This is a genomic window from Nonomuraea sp. NPDC001699, assembly GCF_053596455.1.
Genome location: NZ_JBSFGF010000008.1, coordinates 86,451 through 108,212 on the forward strand (window position 1 = coordinate 86,451; position 21,762 = coordinate 108,212).

Annotated in this window: 22 protein-coding genes; 13 read left to right on the forward strand and 9 right to left on the reverse strand. The window is 73.9% G+C overall.

Going from position 1 to position 21,762, the window contains the following annotated elements; translation table 11 throughout:
- Window positions 1-44 precede the first annotated feature (44 nt).
- Window positions 45-1,532: an MFS transporter gene (locus tag ACWCSU_RS24635; RefSeq protein ID WP_357708893.1), complete on the forward strand. Its 1,488-nt coding sequence runs from the start codon at window positions 45-47 to the stop codon at window positions 1,530-1,532.
- Window positions 1,533-1,542: 10 nt separating this feature from the next.
- Here the strand turns inward: ACWCSU_RS24635 and ACWCSU_RS24640 are convergent, their stop codons facing one another.
- Window positions 1,543-2,304, reverse strand: a complete 762-nt coding sequence (locus tag ACWCSU_RS24640) for an alpha/beta fold hydrolase (protein ID WP_449937787.1) — start codon at window positions 2,302-2,304, stop codon at window positions 1,543-1,545.
- Between the two features lie 104 nt (window positions 2,305-2,408).
- Here ACWCSU_RS24640 and ACWCSU_RS24645 point away from each other — a divergent pair, with 104 nt between their 5' ends.
- Window positions 2,409-3,050 carry a class I SAM-dependent methyltransferase gene (locus tag ACWCSU_RS24645; protein ID WP_449937788.1) on the forward strand — a complete coding sequence of 214 codons (642 nt, stop codon included), beginning with the start codon at window positions 2,409-2,411 and terminating at the stop codon, window positions 3,048-3,050.
- 99 nt (window positions 3,051-3,149) lie between these two features.
- On the opposite strand, the gene ACWCSU_RS24650 is transcribed toward ACWCSU_RS24645, so the two are convergent.
- Both ACWCSU_RS24650 and ACWCSU_RS24655 read right to left on the reverse strand, forming a co-directional pair.
- A complete protein-coding gene (locus ACWCSU_RS24650; protein WP_449937790.1) occupies window positions 3,150-5,855 on the reverse strand; it encodes an outer membrane protein assembly factor BamB family protein in 2,706 nt (901 codons plus the stop codon).
- Window positions 5,813-6,661, reverse strand: coding sequence for a hypothetical protein (locus tag ACWCSU_RS24655; RefSeq protein WP_449937793.1), 849 nt, complete (start codon window positions 6,659-6,661; stop codon window positions 5,813-5,815). Before ACWCSU_RS24655 ends, ACWCSU_RS24650 begins: the two co-directional genes overlap by 43 nt.
- Window positions 6,662-6,891: 230 nt before the next feature.
- Here ACWCSU_RS24655 and ACWCSU_RS24660 point away from each other — a divergent pair, with 230 nt between their 5' ends.
- From ACWCSU_RS24660 to ACWCSU_RS24675, 4 genes are read left to right on the forward strand one after another with little or no spacing between them, the layout of a single operon-like run.
- Window positions 6,892-8,079 (forward strand): ROK family protein, encoded by a 1,188-nt coding sequence (locus tag ACWCSU_RS24660; RefSeq protein ID WP_449938363.1) that lies wholly within the window; start codon window positions 6,892-6,894, stop codon window positions 8,077-8,079.
- A gap of 34 nt (window positions 8,080-8,113) precedes the next feature.
- The gene (locus ACWCSU_RS24665) at window positions 8,114-8,698 is read left to right on the forward strand and encodes an NADPH-dependent FMN reductase (RefSeq protein ID WP_449937795.1); all 585 of its coding nucleotides are present in this window, start codon (window positions 8,114-8,116) and stop codon (window positions 8,696-8,698) included.
- Window positions 8,695-9,093, forward strand: a complete 399-nt coding sequence (locus ACWCSU_RS24670) for a MerR family transcriptional regulator (protein WP_449937797.1) — start codon at window positions 8,695-8,697, stop codon at window positions 9,091-9,093. Before ACWCSU_RS24665 ends, ACWCSU_RS24670 begins: the two co-directional genes overlap by 4 nt.
- Window positions 9,094-9,152: 59 nt before the next feature.
- On the forward strand, window positions 9,153-9,902 hold the full coding sequence (locus ACWCSU_RS24675; protein WP_357708909.1) for an SDR family oxidoreductase: 750 nt from the start codon (window positions 9,153-9,155) through the stop codon (window positions 9,900-9,902).
- Window positions 9,903-9,909: 7 nt separating this feature from the next.
- Here the strand turns inward: ACWCSU_RS24675 and ACWCSU_RS24680 are convergent, their stop codons facing one another.
- Window positions 9,910-10,725 carry a phosphotransferase family protein gene (locus tag ACWCSU_RS24680; RefSeq protein WP_449937799.1) on the reverse strand — a complete coding sequence of 272 codons (816 nt, stop codon included), beginning with the start codon at window positions 10,723-10,725 and terminating at the stop codon, window positions 9,910-9,912.
- 93 nt (window positions 10,726-10,818) lie between these two features.
- On the opposite strand from ACWCSU_RS24680, the gene ACWCSU_RS24685 reads away from it, so the two are divergent.
- Entirely contained in the window at window positions 10,819-11,847 is a 1,029-nt protein-coding gene (locus ACWCSU_RS24685; RefSeq protein ID WP_449937801.1) for a P1 family peptidase, read from the forward strand.
- Window positions 11,848-11,858: 11 nt separating this feature from the next.
- Here the strand turns inward: ACWCSU_RS24685 and ACWCSU_RS24690 are convergent, their stop codons facing one another.
- Window positions 11,859-12,968 (reverse strand): FAD-dependent oxidoreductase, encoded by a 1,110-nt coding sequence (locus tag ACWCSU_RS24690; protein ID WP_449937803.1) that lies wholly within the window; start codon window positions 12,966-12,968, stop codon window positions 11,859-11,861.
- Between the two features lie 53 nt (window positions 12,969-13,021).
- Here ACWCSU_RS24690 and ACWCSU_RS24695 point away from each other — a divergent pair, with 53 nt between their 5' ends.
- From ACWCSU_RS24695 to ACWCSU_RS24710, 4 genes are all read left to right on the forward strand, one after another.
- Window positions 13,022-13,705 (forward strand): TetR/AcrR family transcriptional regulator, encoded by a 684-nt coding sequence (locus ACWCSU_RS24695; protein WP_357708917.1) that lies wholly within the window; start codon window positions 13,022-13,024, stop codon window positions 13,703-13,705.
- Window positions 13,706-13,843: 138 nt separating this feature from the next.
- Window positions 13,844-15,016, forward strand: coding sequence for an MFS transporter (locus ACWCSU_RS24700; protein WP_449937805.1), 1,173 nt, complete (start codon window positions 13,844-13,846; stop codon window positions 15,014-15,016).
- Window positions 15,017-15,112: 96 nt separating this feature from the next.
- Entirely contained in the window at window positions 15,113-16,624 is a 1,512-nt protein-coding gene (locus ACWCSU_RS24705) for a hypothetical protein (RefSeq protein ID WP_449937807.1), read from the forward strand.
- 5 nt (window positions 16,625-16,629) lie between these two features.
- A complete protein-coding gene (locus ACWCSU_RS24710; protein WP_357709005.1) occupies window positions 16,630-17,181 on the forward strand; it encodes a GNAT family N-acetyltransferase in 552 nt (183 codons plus the stop codon).
- Here ACWCSU_RS24710 and ACWCSU_RS24715 read toward each other — a convergent pair.
- Entirely contained in the window at window positions 17,129-17,953 is an 825-nt protein-coding gene (locus tag ACWCSU_RS24715; protein WP_449937808.1) for an ABC transporter permease, read from the reverse strand. The genes ACWCSU_RS24710 and ACWCSU_RS24715 overlap by 53 nt on opposite strands.
- A complete protein-coding gene (locus tag ACWCSU_RS24720) occupies window positions 17,950-18,963 on the reverse strand; it encodes an ATP-binding cassette domain-containing protein (RefSeq protein ID WP_449937810.1) in 1,014 nt (337 codons plus the stop codon). Before ACWCSU_RS24720 ends, ACWCSU_RS24715 begins: the two co-directional genes overlap by 4 nt.
- Before the next feature lie 64 nt (window positions 18,964-19,027).
- On the opposite strand from ACWCSU_RS24720, the gene ACWCSU_RS24725 reads away from it, so the two are divergent.
- Window positions 19,028-19,633, forward strand: coding sequence for a TetR/AcrR family transcriptional regulator (locus tag ACWCSU_RS24725; protein ID WP_357708930.1), 606 nt, complete (start codon window positions 19,028-19,030; stop codon window positions 19,631-19,633).
- 4 nt (window positions 19,634-19,637) lie between these two features.
- Here the strand turns inward: ACWCSU_RS24725 and ACWCSU_RS24730 are convergent, their stop codons facing one another.
- Window positions 19,638-20,480 (reverse strand): helix-turn-helix domain-containing protein, encoded by an 843-nt coding sequence (locus tag ACWCSU_RS24730; protein WP_449937811.1) that lies wholly within the window; start codon window positions 20,478-20,480, stop codon window positions 19,638-19,640.
- Between the two features lie 88 nt (window positions 20,481-20,568).
- Between ACWCSU_RS24730 and ACWCSU_RS24735 the strand changes: the two genes are divergently transcribed.
- Entirely contained in the window at window positions 20,569-21,477 is a 909-nt protein-coding gene (locus tag ACWCSU_RS24735; RefSeq protein ID WP_449937814.1) for an LLM class flavin-dependent oxidoreductase, read from the forward strand.
- Here ACWCSU_RS24735 and ACWCSU_RS24740 read toward each other — a convergent pair.
- Window positions 21,372-21,752 carry a helix-turn-helix domain-containing protein gene (locus tag ACWCSU_RS24740; protein ID WP_449937816.1) on the reverse strand — a complete coding sequence of 127 codons (381 nt, stop codon included), beginning with the start codon at window positions 21,750-21,752 and terminating at the stop codon, window positions 21,372-21,374. The genes ACWCSU_RS24735 and ACWCSU_RS24740 overlap by 106 nt on opposite strands.
- Between the last annotated feature and the right edge of the window lie 10 nt (window positions 21,753-21,762).

A 21,762-nucleotide genomic window follows, 5' to 3' on the forward strand; every position in this document is an offset into this window, starting at 1 on the left:
CAGGGGGATGGTTGCCGGGCGCGTCCTGCCCGAGTGTCGGCCCCATGTCTCGACAGCACACGCACACTCCTCCGGGCCTGCGGGCCTGGCTCGGCCTCCTGGTGATCCTCGGGCCCGTCCTGCTGGTCTCCATGGACGGCTCGATCCTGTTCCTGGCGATGCCCCGGATCAGCCAGGCCCTCACGCCGACCGCCGACCAGGCCCTGTGGACCCTCGACATCTACGGCTTCGCGGTCGGTTCCCTGCTCATCACGTTCGGCAACCTCGGCGACCGGTACGGGCGGCTGCGGCTGCTCCTGATCGGCGCCGCCGTGTTCGGCGTCGGCTCCACGGCGGCGGCGTTCGCGCCCAGCGCCGAGCTCCTGATCGCGGCCCGCGCGCTGATGGGGGTGGCGGGCGCGACCCTGCTGCCGTCGGCGCTGGCCGTGCTGAGCGAGCTGTTCGCCGACCCGCGGCGACGGGCGCAGGCCATCGGCGTCTTCGCCGCGGCGTTCGCGGCCGGGTTCGCCGTCGGGCCGATCGCGGGCGGCGTCCTGCTGGAACGGTTCTGGTGGGGGGCGGTCTTCCTGATCAACCTGCCCGTCATCGCGCTGTTCCTGATCTTCGCGCCGGTCCTGCTCCGCGAGGTGCGCACGACGCGTGCCGGCCGCGTGGACGTGCCCAGCGTCGTGACCTCGGCGGCCGGTCTCCTGCTCACGATCTACGCACTCAAGAACGCCGCCGCGGAAGGTCCGTCGATCGTCCCGGTGGTCGCGGGAGCGGCCGGGGTGGGGCTGCTGGTGTGGTTCGGCCGCAGGCAGCGGAGCCTTCCGCACCCGTTGATCGAGTTCTCGCTGTTCCGCGACCGGGTGTTCACGGTGGCCATCATCACGGGGCTGCTGCCGCTGGCGGCGTGGTCGGCGACGGCGTACCTGTCGGGTGTCTACCTGCAGTCGGTGCTCGGCCTGCCGGTGCTGCACGCGGCGCTGCTCGCGCTGCCCGGCGCGGTGGTGCTCACCGTCACCTGCGTCGTCACCCCCTTCGTGGTGGAACGCGTCGGCAAGCGGGCCGCGCTCGCCGTCTGCCACTTCTCCATCGCCGCGGGGCTGCTGGTCCTGCTCCCCACGGCCGTCACGGGCGGGGTCGGCTGGTACGTCGCCTCGACCGTCGTCGCGGGCGTCGGCTACGGGATCTCGTTCAGTGTCGTGGCCGACACCGCCGTCGGGGCCGTGCCGCCGGAACGGGCCGGGGCGGCGGGGGCGCTGGCCGAGACCAGCAACGAGATCGGCAACGCGCTCGGCATCGCGCTCCTCGGCTCGCTCGCGGCCTTGGTCTTCCGCCTCCAGGGGCCGGACCTGGCCCCCACGCTGGACGGGACCCTCCAGCTCCCCGCCCTCGTGCCGGCGGCGGTCACGCAGGCCAAGACGGCCTTCGTCACCGGGTTGCACGTCGCGGCGGCGGTGGCCGGCGTCCTGCACGTGGTGCTCGGCGTCGTCGCCCTCCGGCCGGCGCCGGTGCGGAACGGCCTGCGTCCGGTCAGTCCGGGGCTGTGAGGAGGCTCGTTCACCTGTCCGTCAGGAAGGCGAGGGCGTCGGGGGCGAAGCGCTTGTCAGTGAAGGTGCCGCTGTGGGTCCGTCCGGGGTAGACGGTCAGCCGGGCGCCTGGGATGCCGTCGACCGTCTCCCGGGCCAGGTCGAGCGGGTAGACGAGGTCGTCGGCGCCCTGGATCAGCAGGGTGGCCGCCTTGATGTCGTGCAGGCGTCCGCGCAGGTCGAAGCCGTCCTCGGCGTTGAGCACGGTGACGGCGTCGGTGCGGTCGGCGCGGCCGCCGTCCGAGAGCCAGAGCAGGCCCTTGAGCAGGACGCGGCCGAGCGCCGATTCGGTGACGATCTCGGCCAGCGCCGGGCTCGGCCGCCTGCCCTGGCGGGCGCGTTCGATGTAGCCGCGCTGGGCCCGCCTGCCGGCCGGGCCGAGGGTGCACGCCGTGCCCGCCAGGACGAGGCGGTCGACCAGGCCGGGATGGTCGGCGGCGAGTTGCAGGGCGATGGATCCGCCGGTGGACAGGGCCAGCACGTCCACCGGGCCCTCGAACGTGGTCCTGATCGCCTGGGCGAAGATCGCGGCGAGGTCGGCCATGGTCGTGGTCGGCGGCAGACCCGGCGGGCGGTTGACGACGTACACGGTGAAGTGAGAGGTGAACGGCCGCACCATGCGCATCGTGGACCAGCGCGTCAGGCCCGTCGGGTTGGCCGCTTCGGGGGTGTAGATCAGGACGATCAGGGGTGGTCCTTCGCCGGCCGACAGATACGGCAGGTCGTTCAGCATGGGGAGATCCATATCCGTGTGAACTATTTGGATTTTTGTTCACAGGATACGGCAACGCATCGACGGCCGTTGATCGGCCGGCCGATGGGCTACAGTCGTCCGCCATGGCCGAATCCTCCTACCTCACCACGACCGCCGACGCCTACGACGCCGTCGCCGAGCTGTACGCCGATCTCGCCCGGGACTCGCTCGCCCGCCTGCCGCTGGATCGCGCGATGATCTCCGTGTTCGCCGAGCTCGTACGGGCCACAGGACCCCGGCCCGTCGTCGAGGCCGGCTGCGGCCCCGGCTACATGACGGCCCACCTGCGTGACCTCGGCCTCGACGCCTTCGGCATCGACCTGTCCCCCGCGCTGCTCGACCTCGCCCGAAGGGACTTCCCCGGCCTGCGTTTCGAGCTCGGCTCGATGGACGCCCTCGACGTGGCCGACGGCGAGCTGGGCGGCCTGGTGTCCTGGTACTCCATGATCCACGTCCCGCCGGCGGAGCTGCCGGCGTACTTCGCCGAGTTCCGCCGGGTGCTGGCCCCCGGCGGTCACCTCCTGCTCGGCTTCTTCGAGGCCGAGGGCGATCCGGTGACGGAGTTCGACCACAAGGTCACACCGGCCTACCGGTGGCCGATCGACGACCTGGCCGATCTGGCCCGCAAGGAGGAGTTCGTCGAGGTGGGACGGATGCTGCGCGAGCCCCTGGAGGACGAACGCTTCCGTCGTGGCCATCTCCTGATGCGCGCCGCCGCAGACTAGACGCACGGGCCCGCGGGCGCCCCCGCGTCCCGGCGGGCCGGTCAGGGCCACGGTCGCCCCCGGCCGGCGACTGTTCGGCCCACCGGCGGCGGACGCCCGTCAGGGGGCCGATGTGGGGTGGGCGTAGAGGTTTCCGTTGGAGGCGCCGAGGTAGACGAAGCCGTCGGCCACGACAGGGACGGTCTCGACGGCGCCGCCGGTCCGGAACCTCGACCGCACGGCGCCGGTGGCGGGGTCGAGCGTGTACACGGTTCCGTCGCCGCCGGAGACGTGGACGGCGCCGCCCGCCGCCACGGGGCCGGTCCCGCAGCCGCCGGGCAGCGGGAGCCGCCGGCGTGGCCGGCCCCTGTCGAGCGCGTACAGCGTGCAGTCGCGGCCGACGGTGTGGACGAGGCCGTCCGACACGGCGACGCTCCAGTGGTACATGGGCTGGTCGCCCCTGGCCTCGAAGCTCCACAGGCGCTCGCCGGTGGCGGCGTCCAGCGCGTGCGTGGTGCCCCGGTCGTCGCCCAGGTAGACGGTCCCGCCGGTCACCACCGGAGGGGCGGAGACGGGGCCGGGGATCCGGGACCTCCATCGGACCTCGCCCGAGGCGACGTCCACGGCGTTCACGTCGCCGCTGCCGCTCACCACGTAGACGGTCGCGCCCGACCGTCGCAGCAGGACGCGGTCGTGTCGCCCGCCGAGCCGCCACCGCCGTTCCACGGTTCCGGTGGCGGGGGTCAGGGCGTACATCACGCCGTGGTCGTCGCCGGTGAGGACGACGTCCCCGGCCGACACGGGCTTGGGGGCCAGCAGGTCGCCCGCCGGTTCGAAGCTCCACAGCCGCCTGCCCGAGGCGGCGTCGAGCGCCACGAGTTCGGCCTTCGAGGACCAGGCGGGATGCCGGGTCCACAGGTAGAGGCGGCCCGCCGCGACCACGAGACCGACGGGATCGCCGATCCTGCGGCTCCAGCGGGGGCGGCCGGTCGCCGCGTCCAACGCCACCAGTCTGCCCGTGCGGGAGGCCGCGTAGACGGTGCCGTGCGCGACCACGTGGTCCTCCCCCACGGGCCCGCCCGTCTGACGGCGCCAGCGCACCGCGCCGGTGGCGGCGTCCAGCGCGGACACCGTGCCGTCGGCGCTGGACGCGTAGACGACGCCGCCCGTCACCACCGGTTCGGTACGGATGGCCGCGTCCGTCGGAAAGCTCCACCCGCGCTCGCCCACCGGGACGGGGGCACGGACGCCCGGCCGGTACCGGGCCAGCAGACGGTCGCGCAGCACCGACGACAACAACCGCACCGCCTGCCGGGACGACGAGGTCAGCCGGACGACGGCCGGCCCCACGTTGACGAGCGTCGCGCCGTAGAAGCCGTCCGTCGCGTCCACCGTGTAGGACAGGAATCCCGGGGCCTCGGTGGTGGGGTCGACAGGGTTGGCCGCTCTGACGGTGGCGGAGTCGGCGGCGTACAGCCTGCGCGCGCTCTCCTCCGACGGCGCCACCCATTCCACTGACAGCGAGACGACGGCGCCGTCGTCGGCCCGGGGTATCCAGTCGCAGCGCGCCGTGCCGTCCGTCGCCGGGGCCGGGCGGTAGCCGTCCGCGTACGCCGCCAGGTCGCGCCCGGTCAGCAGGCCGCAGGCGTCCGGCCAGGCGGTCTGCGGGCGTACCGTCCCGTGGACCGGCCGGTACGCCGTCAGCCGCCCGTCTCCCGGGACGTCGCTGAACACGAAGGCCAGGCCCTGGCTCGTCCCGGCGAAGGAGACCAGGCCGGCGGGCAGGTCGATCGGCAGGCCGCCGGGCTCTCCGGTGACGGGGTCCACGGAGATCAGGTAGGCGGGCAGCGGCCAGGATCGCGGGGCGGGCCGCATGGTGGCGGGGCCGGCGTACAGGGGCGCGGCCCGGCGGCCGGGCGGGCTGACCCTGACGGCCTGGGAGCGGCTGGACAGCAGGCGGCCGTCGGGGCCGAGGAAGAAGTCGTCGTCGGCCGCCCTGGCCCGCACGTACCCTTCGGCGTTGGCCGTGAGCTCGATCGACGGGCCGCCGCCCTTTGTCGTCGCGGACGACGACGGCAGCGGGCGCGTCCGTCCCTGCCGCAGGGTGCGCGGATCCATCGAGGACAGCCGCAGTTCGCCGTCCCGGCAGTGGCTGAGCAGCCACACCGAGCGGGCCGTCGCGGCGCCGGTCAGCCGGCAGCCCGGCGGGTAGGCGGAACGGGCCGTGGCCGTGCCGGTCCGCGCGTCGAGGGCCAGGATCTGGAGGGGGTCGTCCGGCTGCTCGAACACCACGATGCCGTGTTCGGTCGCCAGGATCCGCGGGCCGTGGTAGTGGCCGGCCTCGTCCAGCCGGGGCTGACGCAGGGCGACGATGATCGGGCGCCGCCACAGGGGCGCGCCCGTGGCCAGGTCGTGGCCGTACAGGGTCTGCTCGGGGGCGTCCGGTTCGCCTCTGGCGACGACGAGCGTGCCGCCCGCGAGCCAGACGCCGGTGACGGACGAGGGCCGGGCCGGACCGGCGGGGACGGTGAGCCGGAGCGCTCCCGTTCGCGGGTCGTGGATCCGTACGTCGCCCTGCCGCGTGGCCACGGCGACCGCCCGATCTGACACGGCGTGACCGCGGGCCTCCTGGGCCATGACGCCGTGCCCGGCCTCGACGGGCACCGACCACACCGCCCGCCACTCGACGGGGACGCGACCGGCCCCGGTCACGTCGGCCCCGGCCGAGCAGGTGGCCAGGATGACCACCAGCAGCGTCGCCGCCGACCGGTACCCGCCCGCGGTCAGCACTGCCCGGCCTTGGCGAGCTTCCGCTCGATCGCGCACGCCTCGCTCCTGGAGATCGGCCGCCAGCCGCCGAGCGGGGAGGTGGTGTAGTAGGCGCGGTAGGTGTCGGAGGTGCCGGTCACCCGGAACGGCGTACGGTCCGGCCCCTGGATCGTGAGCTGCTCGGTCCGGTCCCCCGCGAGCACGGTGACCAGCAGGTCGAAGGCGTAGTAGGCGGCAGTGCCGGTGACCGTCATCGAGAGCGTGACTCGTTCGTCCTGCTTGAGGTCGATCTGCTTCTTCCTGAAGTAGGAGGTGTCCGGGTCTTCGGGGGTGGTGAAGCGGGGGGCGGGCTGGTCGAGGTCGGCGGCGAGCTCGACGGCCGGGGACTCTCCGGCGGGGGTGTACACGAACAGCGCGCCGTCCGAGATCGGCCTGCGGTCGAGGACGCGCGGCCGGACGTCGACGATGCGCAGGCTGCTGCGGTTGCCGACGAGGACGACGGTGACCTCCGCGCTCTCCAGCGGGGCCCAGTCGTGGCTCGCCATGACGGTGTCGCGCCGCGAGCCGGACGCGCCGCCCAGCAGGACGGCCCGGTCGGCGGGATCGGTCACCGGCTCCCGCAGGGTGGTGTCCTGGGCGGCGTACTCGACGGCCACGTAGCCGACCTTGACGGGGGGCTCGCCGCTGATGCTGTCGACGGTGTCGGAGCCGCGCGCGTTGAACCAGGCGGTGAACACGACCCCGATCGCCGCGACGATCACGGCGCTGAGGATGCCCGCCAGCCACGTCCGCACGGCCTTCCACTTTCCGGCCTCCTCCGTACGGACGGGGGTGGCACGCTTTTTCTGGCGCGCTCTGGCCATGGGCGTCCCCTTCATCGGCGGAGTGCGGCAGCTGATGTATAGCTGATGGGACGGCTGCTCAACCGCCCTGTCGGCGAATTCCGCATCGAATTTCCAAGCGCGTGGTACGCGACTAACAGCCGTATATTTCGCGAAAAGTCGATCTTTTTTCAGGCTGTGATCGCGTGAGAACAGGTCCTAGGCTGGCCGGGGTGACGGGAGCGGCGGCGGGCGCGCGGACGCAGGAGCAGATGCGGCAGCGGAACCTGAGCGAGGTGCTGCGACGCGTCCACAAGGACGGCGCGGTGTCGCGGGCCGCGCTCGGCCGCGAGATGGGCCTCAACCGCAGCACCATCATGGACCTGACCGCAGAGCTCACCGCCGCCGGGCTCGTCCGCGAAGGGGTTCCCGCCGGGCGGGGCCGCGCGGGGCGGCCGTCCATCGTCGTCATGCCCGAGCGGGGGACGGTGTACGGGCTGGCCTTCGACGTGGCCGTGGACCGGCTGCTCGCCGCCCGTGTCGGGCTCGGCGGCCAGGTCCTCGACCGCCGCGAGGCCGTCCGCGCCCGTGCCGGGGCCGACCTGGAGGACGTCGTCCGAGTCCTCGCCGCCTTCGGCCGCGAACTGGTCGTCGGGGCCGATCCCGGCGCGTCGTGCGTGGGGGTCGGCGCTTCGTACTGCGGGTTGATCAGGCGTGCCGACGGCACCGTCCGGTACGGGCCGCACCTCGGCTGGGTGGACCAGGCGTTCGGCCCGGAACTCGCCGCCGGGCTCGGCCTCGGGCTTCCCGTCGAGGTGGGCAACGAGGCGCACCTGGGCGCGGTCGCCGAGCACGTACGCGGCGCGGGACGCGACGTCGACAACCTCATCTACCTGCACGGGGACGTCGGTGTCGGCGGCGGGATCATCGTCGGCGGCGAACTCCTGGACGGCGACTCGGGCTACGGCTGCGAACTCGGGCACATGCTGGTCAACCCGTTCGACGGGCGGCCCTGTCTGTGCGGGTCGCGCGGCTGCCTGGAGGCCGAGGTGGGGGAAGAGGCGCTGCTGGACTACGCGCGTCGCTCCGACGGCCTCATCGGACGCGACGGCATCCGGGCCGTCGTCACCCTGGCCGGGACCGGTGACGCCCGGGCGCGGGACGCCCTGGACCGCGTCGGCGACTGGCTCGGCGTCGGCGTCGTCAACCTCATCAACCTGTTCAACCCGGCGCTCGTGGTCTTCGGCGGCATGCTCCGCGACGTCTACCCGGGCGCCGCGCCACGCGTCCGCGCCCGGATCGACGCGCATGTCCTGCCGGTGTCGCGTGAACGCGTCCGCCTGGCCGTGACGGCCCTGGGTGACGACACCACGCTCGCCGGCGCCGCCGAACTCGCCTTCGCCGGCCTCCTGGACGACCCCCTCAACACCCTGGCCACCCGACGTGGGCCGGCGATTTGAGTTCACCCATAGGCGAACCTCTAGCGTCGTCGCCATGACGGAGAACATCACCGACGCCCGCCTCCGGATCGCCGTGGTGATCGGCAGCGTGCGCACGCCCAGAATGGCCGACCCGCTCGCCGCGTGGCTGGAGCGCGAGCTCACCACGATCGACTGGCTCGACCTCGACCTGATCGACCTGGCCGCGGTCTCGCTGCCGATGCACGAGCTGCAGCCCGGCGGAGCGGCCGCGTCCCCGATCGGCGGCATCCTCGCGAACGCCGACGGATTCGTCTTCCTCGTCCCGGAGTACAACCACAGCTTCCCCGCACCGGTGAAGAACGCGATCGACTGGCACTTCACCGAGTGGGCCTACAAGCCGGTCGCGTTCGTCGGGTACGGCGCCTCCGGCGGCATCAGGGCCGTGGAGCAGTTGCGCGCGGTCTTCCCCGAACTGCGGGCCACCACGGTCCGCGAGTCGGTGCTGCTCCCGATGCCATGGGAGAACCTGGACGCCGACGGCCGTTTCGTCCCTCCGCCGGGCTCGGCGCAGGCGCTGCACCTGATGATGGGCGAGCTGCGTACGTGGGCGCGGGCGCTGCGTCCCATCAGGGTCCCCGACCTGGCCGGCCGACGGTGAACCAGCCGACCGGCGCCGACCACGCCGGCTTGGAGGCGGGCGCGGCCTCGCTCACGGTCGGGCAGGTGGCCGAGGCCGCCGGGGTGACGCCCAACGCCGTCCGCTTCTACGAGCGCTACGGCGTGATCAGCGGCCACCGCACCAGCGGCAACGCCCGCCGGTTCACCGTCGACGCGGTCTGCCGGATCAGGCTCGCCCTCGCCGCCCAGCGCGTCGGCATCACCCTCAAGGAGAGCGCCGACATCCTCGCCGGCATCCCGCCGCTCTCCCGCGATCTCGACCAGTGGGTCGCCGCGGGCGAGGAACTCGTCCGGATCGGCCGCGCCCGCATCGACGCGCTGCAGACGACCGTGAACGACCTGGCCACCCTGGGCTTCCTCCAGAACACCCCTTGATCCACCGGCCCCCGTGGCCGAGTTCACCGCCTCGCACGCTGCAGGCAGAAGGACACATCATGCGCAACCTCCATGGCAAGACCGCGCTCGTCACCGGCGCGAGCAGGGGAATCGGCCGGGCCATCGCCCGGCGTCTGGCCGGTGACGGCGCGCGCGTCGCCGTCCACTACGGCGGCAACGAGCAGGCCGCCGCGGAAACCGTCGCCGCGATCGAGGCGGCCGGCGGGCAGGCGTTCGCCCTGCGGGCCGAACTGGGCACGCCCGGCGACGCCGAACGTCTGTGGGGCGCCTTCGACGCCCGCGCCGACCGGCTGGACATCCTGGTCAACAACGCCGGCGTGCTCAACGACGAGCCGGGCATCGAGCACGTCACCAGGCAGCAGTTCGAGCGGATCTTCGCGATCAACGCCACCGCCCCCTTCTTCGTCACCCAGCACGCCCTGCCCCGGCTGCGCGACGGCGGCCGGATCATCAACATCTCCACGATGCTGACCCGCGGCTCGGCGATGCCGCAGTCCATCAGCTACGCCATGTCCAAGGGCGCGCTCGACGTGCTCACCTCGACGCTGGCCAAGCAGCTCGGCCCACGCGCGATCACCGTCAACACCGTGGCTCCCGGCGTCATCGACACCGACATGCATCAGGGCAGGCTCGTCGGGGAGGCGCTGGCCTGGCTGTCGTCGCTGTCCCCCATGGGCCGCGTGGGCACCCCCGCGGACGTGGCCGACGCGGTCGCGTTCCTGGCCGGCGACGACAGCCGCTGGGTGACCGGCCACTGGCTGGACGCCTCGGGCGGCACCCTGCTCTGACGGCACCCTAGCCGAGCAGCCGGAGAACCCTCTCGGCCTGGGTCTCCAGGGCACCCGCCGGGTTGTGCGGCGTCGCCGGGCCACCGGGACCGAGCTGGAGGAACCAGCCCAGCGCGATCAGGCGGCGGAAGTCCCTGACCCGCTCGGCCTCCCGCGGGGCGAGGCCGACCCGGGACAGCAGCCGCCGTGCGTCCAAGGCGCCGTCGAGGTGGGAGATGTGCTCGCACAGCTCGCCGAGCTCGAAGGCACGGTCGTTGCGGCCGGAGTCCTCCCAGTCGACGATCCGGACGCGACGCTCGTGCTCGTCCCACAGGTAGTTCGCGAGGTTGCCGTCAGCCGGCCCCAGAACGGGCGCCGGAGACCCGGCCAGGAGCCTGTCGGGGGCCGTGGAGGCCAGCCAGGCGACACCCGCACGGTACGCCTCCCGCACCACGGGCTCTTCGCCCAGGTCACGCCGCCTGCCGGCCCAGGCGCGAGCCTTGGTGACGGCCGCGGCGGGTCCCCAGGGGGCGGGCTCGACCGCGTCCACCACCCGGCGCGGGACCCGGTGCAGCCGGTCGAGGGCGGTCGCCATCGCCTGGAGCTGCTCGTCGGTGATGTCCTCGCCGCGCAGGACGCGGCCGGGCAGCCGGGTCATCACGATCACCGGCGGATCGGCGTCGAGCGCGGCCTCCACAGGGGTGGGCGCGAGGCCGGGGGCGTGCTCGGCGAGCAGGGTGAGGGCTGTCCACTCCCGGTGCGGTTCTCCTCGTCCCCACGAGGCGTACCGCTTGATCACGACGTCGTCGTGGAACTCCAGGTCGTGGGTGCATCGGCCCGTCATACGCCCGCGTCGCCCCTTACGGTGGCACCTCGCGCGGCGGCCGGGCGCAGCCGCGACAATGGGAACATTATGGACAATTTCCTCTCCTCATCCATGAGCGGTCGCGCGCGGGCGCGCGAGCTGGGCGTCGTCGTCGGCGACATGCCGACCGGGCCGTTGAACGCGATCACCGACGTCGAAGGTGTCCTGGTGGGTCACACCACCCTCGACGACGGCGCCGAGCTGCACACCGGGGTCACCGCCATCGTTCCCCGGCAGCTGGCCGCCGAACGGCGCGGGCTGCCCGCCGCCGTGTACGCCGGCAACGGGTACGGCAAGCTGGTCGGCTCGACCCAGATCGACGAACTGGGCGTGCTGGAGTCGCCGGTCGTCCTGACCGCCACGCTGTCGGCGTTCCGGGCGGCGGACGCGCTGGTCACCTATCTGATGGACGGCAACCCGGAGGGGATCTCCTTCAACCCGGTCGTGGGCGAGACCAACGACGGCTTCCTGTCCGACATCCGGCGCCGCCCGATCACCGAACGGCACGTGCTCGACGCGCTGGAAGGGGCGTCCGGCGGGCTGCCGGCGGAGGGCTGCGTGGGGGCGGGCACCGGGACGACGGCGCTGGGCTTCAAGGCGGGCATCGGCACCTCGTCCCGGCGGCCGGTGGTGGACGGCGTTCCGGTCACGGTCGGAGCGCTCGTCCAGTCCAACTTCGGTGGCGTGCTGACCGTGCGGGGCGTCCCGATGCCGGTCGAGGAACTCGTCCCGGGGGTGGCGAACGAGGGGCCGGTCGGCAACTCCTGCATGATCGTGGTGGCCACCGACGCGCCGCTCGACGCCCGTCAGCTCGCCCGCCTGGCCCGGCGGGCGATCTTCGCGATGGGCCGCGTGGGGGCGTCGTACTCCCACGGGAGCGGCGACTACGCCATCGCCTTCAGCACCGCGTCACCGCAGGTCCCGGCCCTGCCCGACGCCAGGCTGAACCCGGTGTTCGCCGCGGTCATGGACTCGGTCGAGGAGGCGCTGCTCAACTCCCTGTTCGCCGCGACGACCACGACCGGCGTGCGCGGCCGCACCAGCCATGCCGTCCCGTACGACCGGCTGCTGGAGCCGGTGCCCGGAGAGCCGGTCGGGTAGCCGTTCGGCGGTCAGGACGGCTGGAGCTCGTCGAAGAGGGCGAGGGCTTCGGCGGGGTCCGGGCTCACCAGGCGTTCCAGACCGGCCGCGGTGATCTTCGCGTATTTGGCGGCCCGTGCCCACATCTGCTGCTCGAAGGCGCGGACGGCCTCGTCCGGGTCGCCGGCGTTTGCGGCGACGGCCTCGGCGAGCTCGGCGCCTTCCAGCATCGCGAGGTTCGCGCCCAGGCCCAGCGGGGGCATCAGGTGGGCGGCGTCGCCCAGCAGCGTCACCCCGGGTACGTGGTCCCAGGTGTGGGCCACGGGCATGACGTAGAGGGGGCGGCGGGTGAACGTGGTGCCGTGGCGGAGGAGATCGAGAACGGGAGCGGCCCACCCGTCGAACAGGGCCAGCAGGCTCGACCGCACGGCCTCGGCATCGGCCGGGTCCGCCGCGTCCAGTGGTGCGCGGAACTGGGCGTAGACCTTGACGTGGCCGCCGCTGTTGCGCTGGGCGACGACGGCGCGGTTCACGCCGTACACGGCCAGGGAACCGTCGCCGATCAGGCGGGCGAGGTCGGGGTGGCGGGCGTCGACGTCGTCCAGGGAGGTCTCGACGGAGGTGACGCCGGTGTAGCGCGGCGTCGCGGACGAGAGCGCCGCGCGGACCCGGGACCAGGCGCCGTCCGCGCCCACCACGAGGTCGAACGCCTCCTGCCGCCCGTCCGCGGAGCGGACCAGCACGCCGTCCCGGGTGCCGGGCACCACCTCGGTGACACCCCGCCCCCATTGGACGTCCAGAGGGCCGAGCAGCAGGTCACGGAGTTGCCCGCGGTCGATCTCGGGATTGGCCCGCTCATCCGGACGGGGTCGCCAGTCACGCAGGACGGTCCCGTCCGTGTCCAGGATGCGCATGGCCTGTCCCTCCGGACGGGACAGCGTCCGGAACCCCGCCAGCAGCCCCGCCTTGTCCAGCGCGCGCTGGCCCATCCCTTCGTGCAGGTCCAGCGTGCCGCCCGGAGAACGGGCGCCAGGGGACGAATCGCGTTCGAGGACGGTGACGGGATGGCCATGTCGGTGCAGGACGCGGGCGAAGGTGAGGCCGGCGGGGCCGCCTCCCACGACAGCGATACGATGTCTCATGTCGATACACTGTATTTCTTCGATACACCGTATCGCAACACTACGATGTATCCATGACTGTGTGGGACCGTCCGGAGCCGCCGACCCGCCCCGCGCCGCTCGACCGGGAGCGCATCGTCGCCGCCGCCGTCGCGCTGGCCGACGAGGGCGGGCTGGAGGCGGTGTCGTTGCGCAAGGTCGCCGCCCGGCTCGACGTCGGCCCGATGCGCCTGTACGGCTACCTGTCCACCAAGGAGGAGCTGTTCGACCTCATGGTGGACGAGGTCTACGCCGAGATCCTCCCCGAGGAGCCGCCCGGCGACTGGCGGGAGGCGCTGCGCGGCCACGCCGACCGCATCAGACGGGCCGCCCTCCGGCACGAATGGCTGGCCGACCTGCTCGGCGGACGTCCGAGCCTGGGCCCCAACGCCCTCGCCGCGACAGAGGGCATGCTGTCCGCCCTCGACGGCGTCGCCGACCTCGACACCGTCATGCGGGCCGTGGAGACGGTCAGCGCGTACACCACCGGCGCGATCAGGCGCGAGGTCGCGGGCCTGCGGGCCGAGCGCGCCACGGGCCTGTCCGAGCTCGACTGGCAGCGCGCCCGCGGCCCGCACGTGAGCAGGATGCTGGCCACGGGCCGCTTCCCCTCGCTGGCCAGGCTCGTGCACGACGGCACGGAGGTGGACGCCGATGAGTCCTTCGCGACCGGCCTGGCCTGGGTCCTCGACGCCGTGGCCGCCAAGTTCGGCCTCTAGGATGGTCGCCGCCGGACGCGCACGGCAGGACGACGATCGCCTGCGGGCGCTGTTCGACGCGGCCCGGGACGTCTTCGGCGCCCCGGAGGCGCCCGAGACGTCCCGGGCTACCCCGCGTGAGGCACTGGGGGGCGGGCGATGACGCCTTCGGTGTCGGCCGTGTCGGGGCGGCGGATGTGGCCGTTGTACGCCGCCGGGTTCACCACCGCGTTCGGCGCGCACGGCATCGCCGCCAACCTCGGCGGGTTCTCCGGCGACGCGGTAACCTCGCTGCTCGTCCTCGGCGCGCTGCTGGCCCTGTACGACGGCGCCGAGGTGCTGCTCAAGCCGCTGCTCGGCAGCCTCGCCGACCGGATCGGCGCCCGTCCGGTGCTGCTGGGCGGCCTGGTGGCCTTCGCGATCGCCTCCGCCCTGTACGTCGTCGCCGACAGCCCCGGCTGGTTGTGGGCCGCCCGCCTGGGCCAGGGCGCGGCGGCCTCGGCGTTCTCACCGTCGGCCTCGGCGCTGGTGGCCAGGCTCAACCCCGCCGCCAAGCTCGGCCGGGCCTTCGGCGGCTACGGCTTCTGGAAGTCGATCGGCTACACCCTGGGCCCGCTGCTGGGCGGCGTGCTGGTGTGGGCCGGCGGGCTGCGGCTGCTGTTCGCCGTCCTGACGGTGCTGGGCGTGGCCGTCGCCGTGTGGGCCGCGCTGGCCGTGCCCGCCGTGCCGCCGCTGCCCAAGGCCCGCCAGACGGTGCTGGACCTGGCGCGGCGCCTGGCCGACCCGGCGTTCCTCGTCCCGACCGCGGCCCTGGCCGGGGCCACCGCCGCGCTGTCGGTCGGCGTGGGGTTCCTGCCCGTGTCCGGCAGGGTCGCCGGTCTCGGCACGGTCGCGACCGGCGCCGCGGTGTCCGTCCTGGCGGCGTGCGCGGCGGTCGTGCAGCCCAGGGCCGGGCGGGCCCTCGACGCGGGGCGGCTGGGGACCCGTACCGGCCTGCTGGCAGGGCTGCTGGTCACCGCGGCCGGGCTGGCCTGCGCGATGCTGCCCGGTCTGACCGGGATCCTGTCGGCGGCCGTACTGATCGGGGCCGGGACCGGGCTCATCACCCCGCTCGGGTTCGCCGCCCTCGCCGCCCGCACCCCCGCCGAACGCATGGGCCAGACGATGGGCGCCGCCGAACTCGGCCGGGAACTGGGCGACGCGGGCGGCCCGCTGCTCGTGGCCGGCGTCGCCACCCTCGCCTCGCTGACCTACGGCTACGCCGCCCTCGCGATCCTGCTCGCCGTCGGCCCGCTCATCGCCCTCACCCTCCGCCGCTCCCCCACCACCTGACCGCCCCCAAGCCCGGCCGGCCACAAGGGCCATGTGACAGCGGCGTGACAGGCGTCGTTCCGGGCGTGTTAGGCGCCGGTCCCTATAACCGTTGGCATGTCGATCACCGACCTCCTCCGGGGGGAATGGGCCGCGTTCCGCCGCCCCGGCCGCCTGACAGCCCTGACCGTCGCCGCCCTGGCCGTCATCGGGCTGGGCCTGATGTCCGCGTTCGCCGGACGTCCCTCCTGTGAGGGCCCGTGCCCCGCCGTCCCCGTCGCCGCCGACGGCTCCACCGTCAGCGACACGTTCTGGTTCCTGCACCGCGGCCTGGGCCGCGAGGGCAGCATCACGGTCCGGATGACGTCCATGACCGGGACGATCACCTATCCCCCGCCGAACCACGACCAGCTCGTGGCCCGGCTGGTGCCCTGGGCGAAGGCCGGGATCATCGTCAAGGACGGCCTGCGTCAGGGCTCCCGATACGCGGCCCTCGCCATGACCGGCGCCCACGGCGTGCGCTTCCAGTACGACTACAAGCACGACCTGGCGGGAAGCCCCGACCGGCTCCCGCGCTGGCTGCGCCTGACCCGCTCGGGCGACACCGTCACCGGCGCCGAGTCCGCCGACGGCCGGCAATGGCACACCGTGGGCACGGCGACGCTGGCCGGACTGCCGGAAACCGTGCAGGTCGGCCTCTTCGCCACCTCGCCCGGAGACCTCACGCTCCGCGAGACCGGCCTCGGCGGCGCGATCGAGGAGTCCCGGTTCACCCAGGCCGTCGGCGTCTTCGACCAGGTCGCCGTCGAGGGCGGTCACGACGGCGCCTGGGCCAGTGATCCTGTGGGCGAGATGAACCACACCGACTGGGAGAAGTACCACAATCCCTCCGGAGCCGTGCAGAAGGGCGGGATCATCACGGTCAGCGGCACCGGCGACATCGGCCCGCTCAACGAGGAGGCGCCGCGCGTCGCCGAGAACCTGCTGGCCGGGCTGGTGATCGCGCTCGTCGTCGTGCTCGTGGCGGCCGCCCGCCACGGCTCCCGTACGGCCGGTGGGGCGGGTGCGCGGCGGACGGTCGCCGCCCGCGCGGCCGTCGTCGGGGCGGCGGCCTTCGTGACCGGCCTGGTGGCCGCCGGAGTCGTCCTGCCGGTGGGCGTCGCGATCCTGAGCGGGAACGGCACGCCGGCACAGCCACTGCCCGGACTCACCGGCGCGCGGGTGATCGTCGGCGTCGCGCTGGTGCTCGCGCTCTGCTCCGTCCTCGCGTACGGGCTCGGCGTGCGGCTGCGGCGGGGCTGGGCGGCGATCGTCGTCGCGCTCGCGCTGGTCGCGCTGCCGTACGGCGTGACGGCGGTTCCGCTGCTGCCCGACGCCGTCTCCGGCTGGCTGCTCCGGCTGACCCCGGCGGCGGGCTTCGCCGTGCTCCAGACGCGGGCGGAGTATCCGCAGGTGACCGCCCACTACGCGCCCTCGGCGGGGTACTTCCCGCTGCCCGGATGGGCCGGGCTCGCCGTCCTGGCCGCGTACGCGGCGTTCGCGGCGTGGCAGGCGCTGCGAGGCACGGCGACCGGTGAGGCCGCGCCGGGACGGACCACCCGGCCCGGCTCTGGCATCATCGCCGGGTGATCCCCATGACGACCGACCGGCTTCTCCTGCGTCTGCCGGACGACGACGACCTCGCCCCCTTCGCCGCCATGAACGCCGACCCCGAGGTCATGCGGTACATCGGCGACGGTTCCGTCCAGCCCCCGGACTCAGCCGCGGCGGGGATCGCGCGCGCCCACCGCGAATGGCACGAACGCGGCTACGGCCTGCTCGCGGTCGTCGTGCGCGAGACCGGACGGACGGCCGGCTGGGTCACGCTGACCGTGCCCGCGTTCCTCCCCGAGGTCCTGCCCGCCGTGGAGATCGGCTGGCGGCTCGGCCGGCAGCACTGGGGGAACGGCTACGCCACCGAGGCGGCCGGGCGGCTGCTGGGGTTCGGGTTCGCCGAATGCGGCCTCGACCGGATCGTCAGCATCCGTCATGTGGACAACCAGCGGTCCCGCCGGGTGATGGACAAGCTGGGCCTGCGGTTCGCGTTCGAGACGGTCGTCCCCGCGCACGGCCGGCCGGTCGCCGTGCACGAGATCACCCACGCCTGCCGTACAGATGGAGGACCAGGGGCGCGCACACCGCGGTGACGACGGCGGTCGCGACGAGCGACCAGCTGACCGCCCCCGCGGCGCCCGCGGTGTGGTTCATCAGCCCCCTGGCCGCGGCCGCGATGTGGCTGAGCGGGTTGACCTCGACGAAGGCCCGCAGCCAGCCGGGCATGGTGGCGGGCTGGACGAAGATGTTGCTGGCGAACGAGAGCGGCATCAGCACGACGTTCGCGATGCTGATGACCACCGCCTGGTCGGGCACGAGCAGGGCGACCGCCGCCCACAGCAGTGACAGGGACAGCCCGAACGCCACGACCAGCGCCACCGCCGCCGCCACCCCCGTCACGCCGCCTTCGGGCCGGTAGCCCATGACCAGCCCGAGCACCACCACCACGCCGGACGCGAACACGTACCGGACGGCGTCGCAGACCAGCCCGCCGAGCACGAACGCGCCCCGCCACACCGACAGCGAACGGAACCGGTCGAAGGCCCCGGTCGTCACGTCCTTGGCCAGGCGAGCGCCGCCGTACATGGTGACGATGGCGATGCTCATGGCGAGCGTGCCCGGCAGGAGGAGCGTGAGGTAGTCGCCGGGCGAGCCGCTGACCGCGCCGCCGAACAGGTACGTGAACAGCACGGTGAACAGGACCGGGATCGCGATCGAGTCCACGAGCTGCTTGGGGTCGTGCCGGATCTTGAGCAGGGCCCGCCGGGCGAAGGTCGCGGTGGCGGTGAGCGCCCCGGCGCGACGGCGTGACCCGGCCGCGGCGAGCAGGACGTCGATCGGGTAGGGCTCGGCCGTGGTGCTCACGCGTTCACGTCCTCAGGGTCCGAGGTGAAGTCGGGGGTGGAGAGATCGCCGGTCAGGGCGAGGAAGGCCTCGTCCAGGCTGGGCCGGCCCAGGGTGATCTCCGCGATGCCCACCCGCGCGTCGGCGAGCCGGGTCATGGCGTGCCCGACCAGCCGCCCGGCGTCCGCGGCGTCGGCGGGGGCGCTGAGCAGCACCGACAGGGCGAGCGGGTCGTCGTCGGCCAGGTGGACCGTCCCCTCCAGCGCGTCGGCCAGGACCTGCCGGGCCTGCGGGCGCTGCCCGCCGTCGAGGAGCCGCAGGCGCAGGGTGCCGGCGCCGACGCGGGACTTGAGCTGGGCGCTGGTGCCCTCGGCGACGATCCGACCGTGGTCGATGACCGCGATCCGCTCGGCGAGCCGGTCGGCCTCCTCCAGGTACTGGGTGGTGAGCAGCACCGTCGTGCCGGCCGAGGCGATCCGGCGGATCAGGTCCCACACGTGGCCGCGGCTGCGCGGGTCGAGCCCGGTGCTCGGCTCGTCGAGGAACAGCAGGTCGGGCGGGACGATCAGGCCGGCCGCGATGTCCAGCCTGCGTCGCATCCCGCCCGAGTAGCCGGCCACCGGGCGGCCGGCCGCGCCGGTCAGGTCGAAGGCGTCGAGCAGCTCGCCGGCGCGTCGCCGGACGGCTGTGCGGGACAGGCCGTGGAGGCGGCCGAGGATGTTCAGGTTCTCGTGGCCGGTCAGGTCCTCGTCCAGGGCGGCGTACTGGCCGGTGACGGACACGCGGGCGCGGATGGCGTCCCGTTCGCCGAGCAGGTCGTGGCCGAGGACGCGGGCGGTGCCGCCGTCGGGGCGGGTCAGGGTGGCCAGGACGCGGATCGTGGTGGTCTTCCCCGCGCCGTTGGGCCCGAGGAAGCCGAACACCTGGCCGCGCCCGACCGTGAGGTCGATCCCGTCCAGCGCCCGGTTCCGGCCGTAGCTCTTGACCAGTCCGTACGCCTCGATCGCCGGATCGCCGCTTTTCTTTGACATGCCGTAAGACTTGATTATCTCTTACGCGCTGTCAAGATTACGGCGGCGGGATATCATCGCTGCGATGGTCGACGCACTCAACACCGCCACCCGCAGCCGTCGCCGGCGATCCGACGCCCGGCGCAGCATCGACGCGATCCTCGAAGCGGCCCGCGTCGTCCTCGGCGAGCGGCCCGACGCCAGCATGGAAGAGATCGCCACCACGGCGAACGTCACCCGCCAGACCGTCTACGCCCACTTCCCCTCGCGTGACGCCCTGCTGGCCGCCCTCATCGAGACCGCGGCCGCCGAGTACGCGGCCCTGCTCGACGCCGCCGCCCTCGACACCGCCCCGCCCGCCGACGCGCTGGCCGGGTTCCTCGACGCCGGCTGGCAGTTCCTGCGCCGCCATCCCCTGCTGCTCGACCTCACCGTGTCCCGCGTCCACCGTCCCGCGAACGACGACCCCCACGACGTCGTGCCGCCGCGCCTCGAACGGCTCATCCGGCGGGGCCAGCACACCGGCGACTTCGACGGGTCGCCTCCCGCCGCCTGGCTGGCCGCCGCCGTCATCGGGCTCCAGCACGCCGCCGCCGAGGAGATCGCCGACGGCCGCCTCACCGCCCCGGAGGCGGCGGCCCTGTGCCTGGCCAGCGCCCTGCGCCTGTGCGGCGGCGGCGACCGGCCGTGATCCGCTAGGGCCCAGGCGGCCAGGCGACGTCGTCCACCGCGAGGAACGGCGAGAGCGCGACCGAGGCCGGCGTCACCCCCGCGAAGGTCATCACGTCCCTGTGCAGGTGCGACTGGTCGGCGTAGCCGCTCTCGGCCGCCACGTCGGCGGCGCGTTCACCGGCGGCGAGCCGGTGGGCCGCCCGGTCGAAGCGGATCAGGCGGGCCACCCGCTTCGGGGTGAGGCCGACCTGGGCGCGGAACCGGGACCAGAGGCGCTTGCGGCTCCAGCCGGCCTCGACGGCGAGCCGTTCGACGGGCACCCGGCCCCCGCTCGCCGCCATCCGCCGCCAGGAGAAGGCGACCTCCGGATCGGCGGCGCGGCCCGCGTCGGCGCGCCTGGCCAGCGCGTCCTCCGCGATCGCGAACCGGTCCTCCCACGACCCGGCGGCCCGCAACCGCTCCTGGAGGCGTACGGACTCCCGCCCCCAGAGGTCGTCCAGCGAGACCACCGTGCCGCCCAGCTCCGCGGACGCGCCCAGGACGGCGTGCGCGACCATCGGCGACAACCGGATCTGGAGGCATTCCATCCGGCTGGTCAGGCCGCATCCCCGTACCTGATGAGGCGCGAGACCGGCGACGACGCGTCCGAGCTGCCGCGAGCCGCGGTCGTCCTCGATGACGAACGGCTCGTCGCCGAGGTCGAGGAGCAGAGTGACCGCGGGGTGCGGGACGAGGGCGAGGTCGCGGAACTCGTTGTCCCGGTCGCTGAACCCCGCCATCATGACCCCGGGCAGGCGGCCGGGCCGCGACGGGACGGTGATCTCCCATTGAGGCACATGGGCGCGAACCCGCTCGGCTGACCGCACACCGACATGCTACGAGCCTCCGACACCGGACGGCGTGCTCGCGAGCGGGATTGACCTCAAGCGTGCCTGAGGTTGCATAGTCGGCCGCATGGAGAGCTTTGAGATCGGTGTGATCCTGCCCGGCGTCGGCGAGCAGCGCAGAAGGGGCCTCGACCTACGGGAGGCCGCCCGGCACGCGGAGGACGCCGGGTTGGACGGCGTCTGGCACGGCGATCACCTGGCCATCGGCGGGCCGACCCTGGACGCGTCGATCGCGCTGGCCACCGCCGCCGCCGTCACGTCGAGGATCAGGATCGGCGCAAGCGTGTTCGTCCCGGGGATCCGGCCGCTGGCCTGGGCGGCCAAGCAGGTCGCGAGCCTGCAGCACGTGTCCGGCGGCAGGCTGGTGCTGGGCGTCGGCTCGGGCGGCGGGCCGGGGCAGTGGGCTGCCGCCGGGGTGGCGTACGGGCGGCGCGGGCGCCGTACGGACACCGCGCTGGAACTGCTCCCCGACCTGCTGGCCGGGAAGGAGACCCGGCTGCCGGACGAGCCGGGACAACCGCCGGTCACGCTGACCCCGGCCGTGGCCATGCCGCCCGTGTGGGTCGGCAACGCGTCGGAGGCGGCGATCCGGCGGGCTGCGCGGCTGGGCGACGGCTGGTTCCCCTCGCTGATCTCCCCGCGGGAGGTCGCCGAGGGAAGGGCACGGCTGGCCGGGCTGGCCGGGCAGGCAGGCCGTCCCGTTCCGGTCGTCGTCATCGGTTGCGCCGCCGCGCTGGGAGCCGGGCCCGACGTCCCGTCCCGGGCGCAGGTGGCGTCCGGGATCAGCGCCGGCTACGGCCGTCCGCTTGAGGACGTCCTGCCGATCCCCCTCATCGGCCACCCCGAGGAGGCCGCCGGACGACTGAACGACTACCGCGAGGCCGGGGCGAGCCACGCGGTCGTCGGGATCTCGGGCGGCGACTGGCGCAGACAGGTGGACCTCCTGGCGCAGGTGCGAACCCTCCTGCACGGGTGACGTCCGGACGAACCGCGCCGTGGCGTCATGGGCCGGCCCGCGCGCAGGGCCTCGACCAGCTCGGCGGGCACGCGGGCGCGCAGGGCGAGGGCGTCGGCGGCCAGGGCGTCGAACACCGGCCGCGACTGCCGCTCCAGGTAGCGGCCCAGCGCGGCGGCTCGCAGCTGGGCCTTGCCGCCGAAGGTCGCGTACAGGCTGGAGCGGCTGAGTCGGGTCGCCTGGACGACCTCGGCGATGCCGGTGACCCCGGCCCCGCGCTGCCAGAACAGGGCCATCACAAGGCTC

What these genes read in the sequence shown, in the direction of transcription:
- ACWCSU_RS24635 (WP_357708893.1), top strand. Translation starts at nt 45, where the DNA reads ATGTCTCGACAGCACACGCACACTCCTCCGGGCCTGCGGGCCTGGCTC.
- ACWCSU_RS24710 (WP_357709005.1), top strand. Translation starts at nt 16,630, where the DNA reads ATGACGACCGACCGGCTTCTCCTGCGTCTGCCGGACGACGACGACCTC.
- ACWCSU_RS24690 (WP_449937803.1), bottom strand. Translation starts at nt 12,968, where the DNA reads ATGAGACATCGTATCGCTGTCGTGGGAGGCGGCCCCGCCGGCCTCACC.
- ACWCSU_RS24700 (WP_449937805.1), top strand. Translation starts at nt 13,844, where the DNA reads ATGACGCCTTCGGTGTCGGCCGTGTCGGGGCGGCGGATGTGGCCGTTG.
- ACWCSU_RS24665 (WP_449937795.1), top strand. Translation starts at nt 8,114, where the DNA reads ATGACGGAGAACATCACCGACGCCCGCCTCCGGATCGCCGTGGTGATC.
- ACWCSU_RS24655 (WP_449937793.1), bottom strand. Translation starts at nt 6,661, where the DNA reads ATGGCCAGAGCGCGCCAGAAAAAGCGTGCCACCCCCGTCCGTACGGAG.
- ACWCSU_RS24740 (WP_449937816.1), bottom strand. Translation starts at nt 21,752, where the DNA reads ATGGCCCTGTTCTGGCAGCGCGGGGCCGGGGTCACCGGCATCGCCGAG.
- ACWCSU_RS24680 (WP_449937799.1), bottom strand. Translation starts at nt 10,725, where the DNA reads ATGACGGGCCGATGCACCCACGACCTGGAGTTCCACGACGACGTCGTG.
- ACWCSU_RS24685 (WP_449937801.1), top strand. Translation starts at nt 10,819, where the DNA reads ATGAGCGGTCGCGCGCGGGCGCGCGAGCTGGGCGTCGTCGTCGGCGAC.
- ACWCSU_RS24675 (WP_357708909.1), top strand. Translation starts at nt 9,153, where the DNA reads ATGCGCAACCTCCATGGCAAGACCGCGCTCGTCACCGGCGCGAGCAGG.
- ACWCSU_RS24720 (WP_449937810.1), bottom strand. Translation starts at nt 18,963, where the DNA reads ATGTCAAAGAAAAGCGGCGATCCGGCGATCGAGGCGTACGGACTGGTC.
- ACWCSU_RS24725 (WP_357708930.1), top strand. Translation starts at nt 19,028, where the DNA reads ATGGTCGACGCACTCAACACCGCCACCCGCAGCCGTCGCCGGCGATCC.
- ACWCSU_RS24660 (WP_449938363.1), top strand. Translation starts at nt 6,892, where the DNA reads ATGCGGCAGCGGAACCTGAGCGAGGTGCTGCGACGCGTCCACAAGGAC.
- ACWCSU_RS24640 (WP_449937787.1), bottom strand. Translation starts at nt 2,304, where the DNA reads ATGCTGAACGACCTGCCGTATCTGTCGGCCGGCGAAGGACCACCCCTG.
- ACWCSU_RS24735 (WP_449937814.1), top strand. Translation starts at nt 20,569, where the DNA reads ATGGAGAGCTTTGAGATCGGTGTGATCCTGCCCGGCGTCGGCGAGCAG.
- ACWCSU_RS24645 (WP_449937788.1), top strand. Translation starts at nt 2,409, where the DNA reads ATGGCCGAATCCTCCTACCTCACCACGACCGCCGACGCCTACGACGCC.
- ACWCSU_RS24695 (WP_357708917.1), top strand. Translation starts at nt 13,022, where the DNA reads ATGACTGTGTGGGACCGTCCGGAGCCGCCGACCCGCCCCGCGCCGCTC.
- ACWCSU_RS24705 (WP_449937807.1), top strand. Translation starts at nt 15,113, where the DNA reads ATGTCGATCACCGACCTCCTCCGGGGGGAATGGGCCGCGTTCCGCCGC.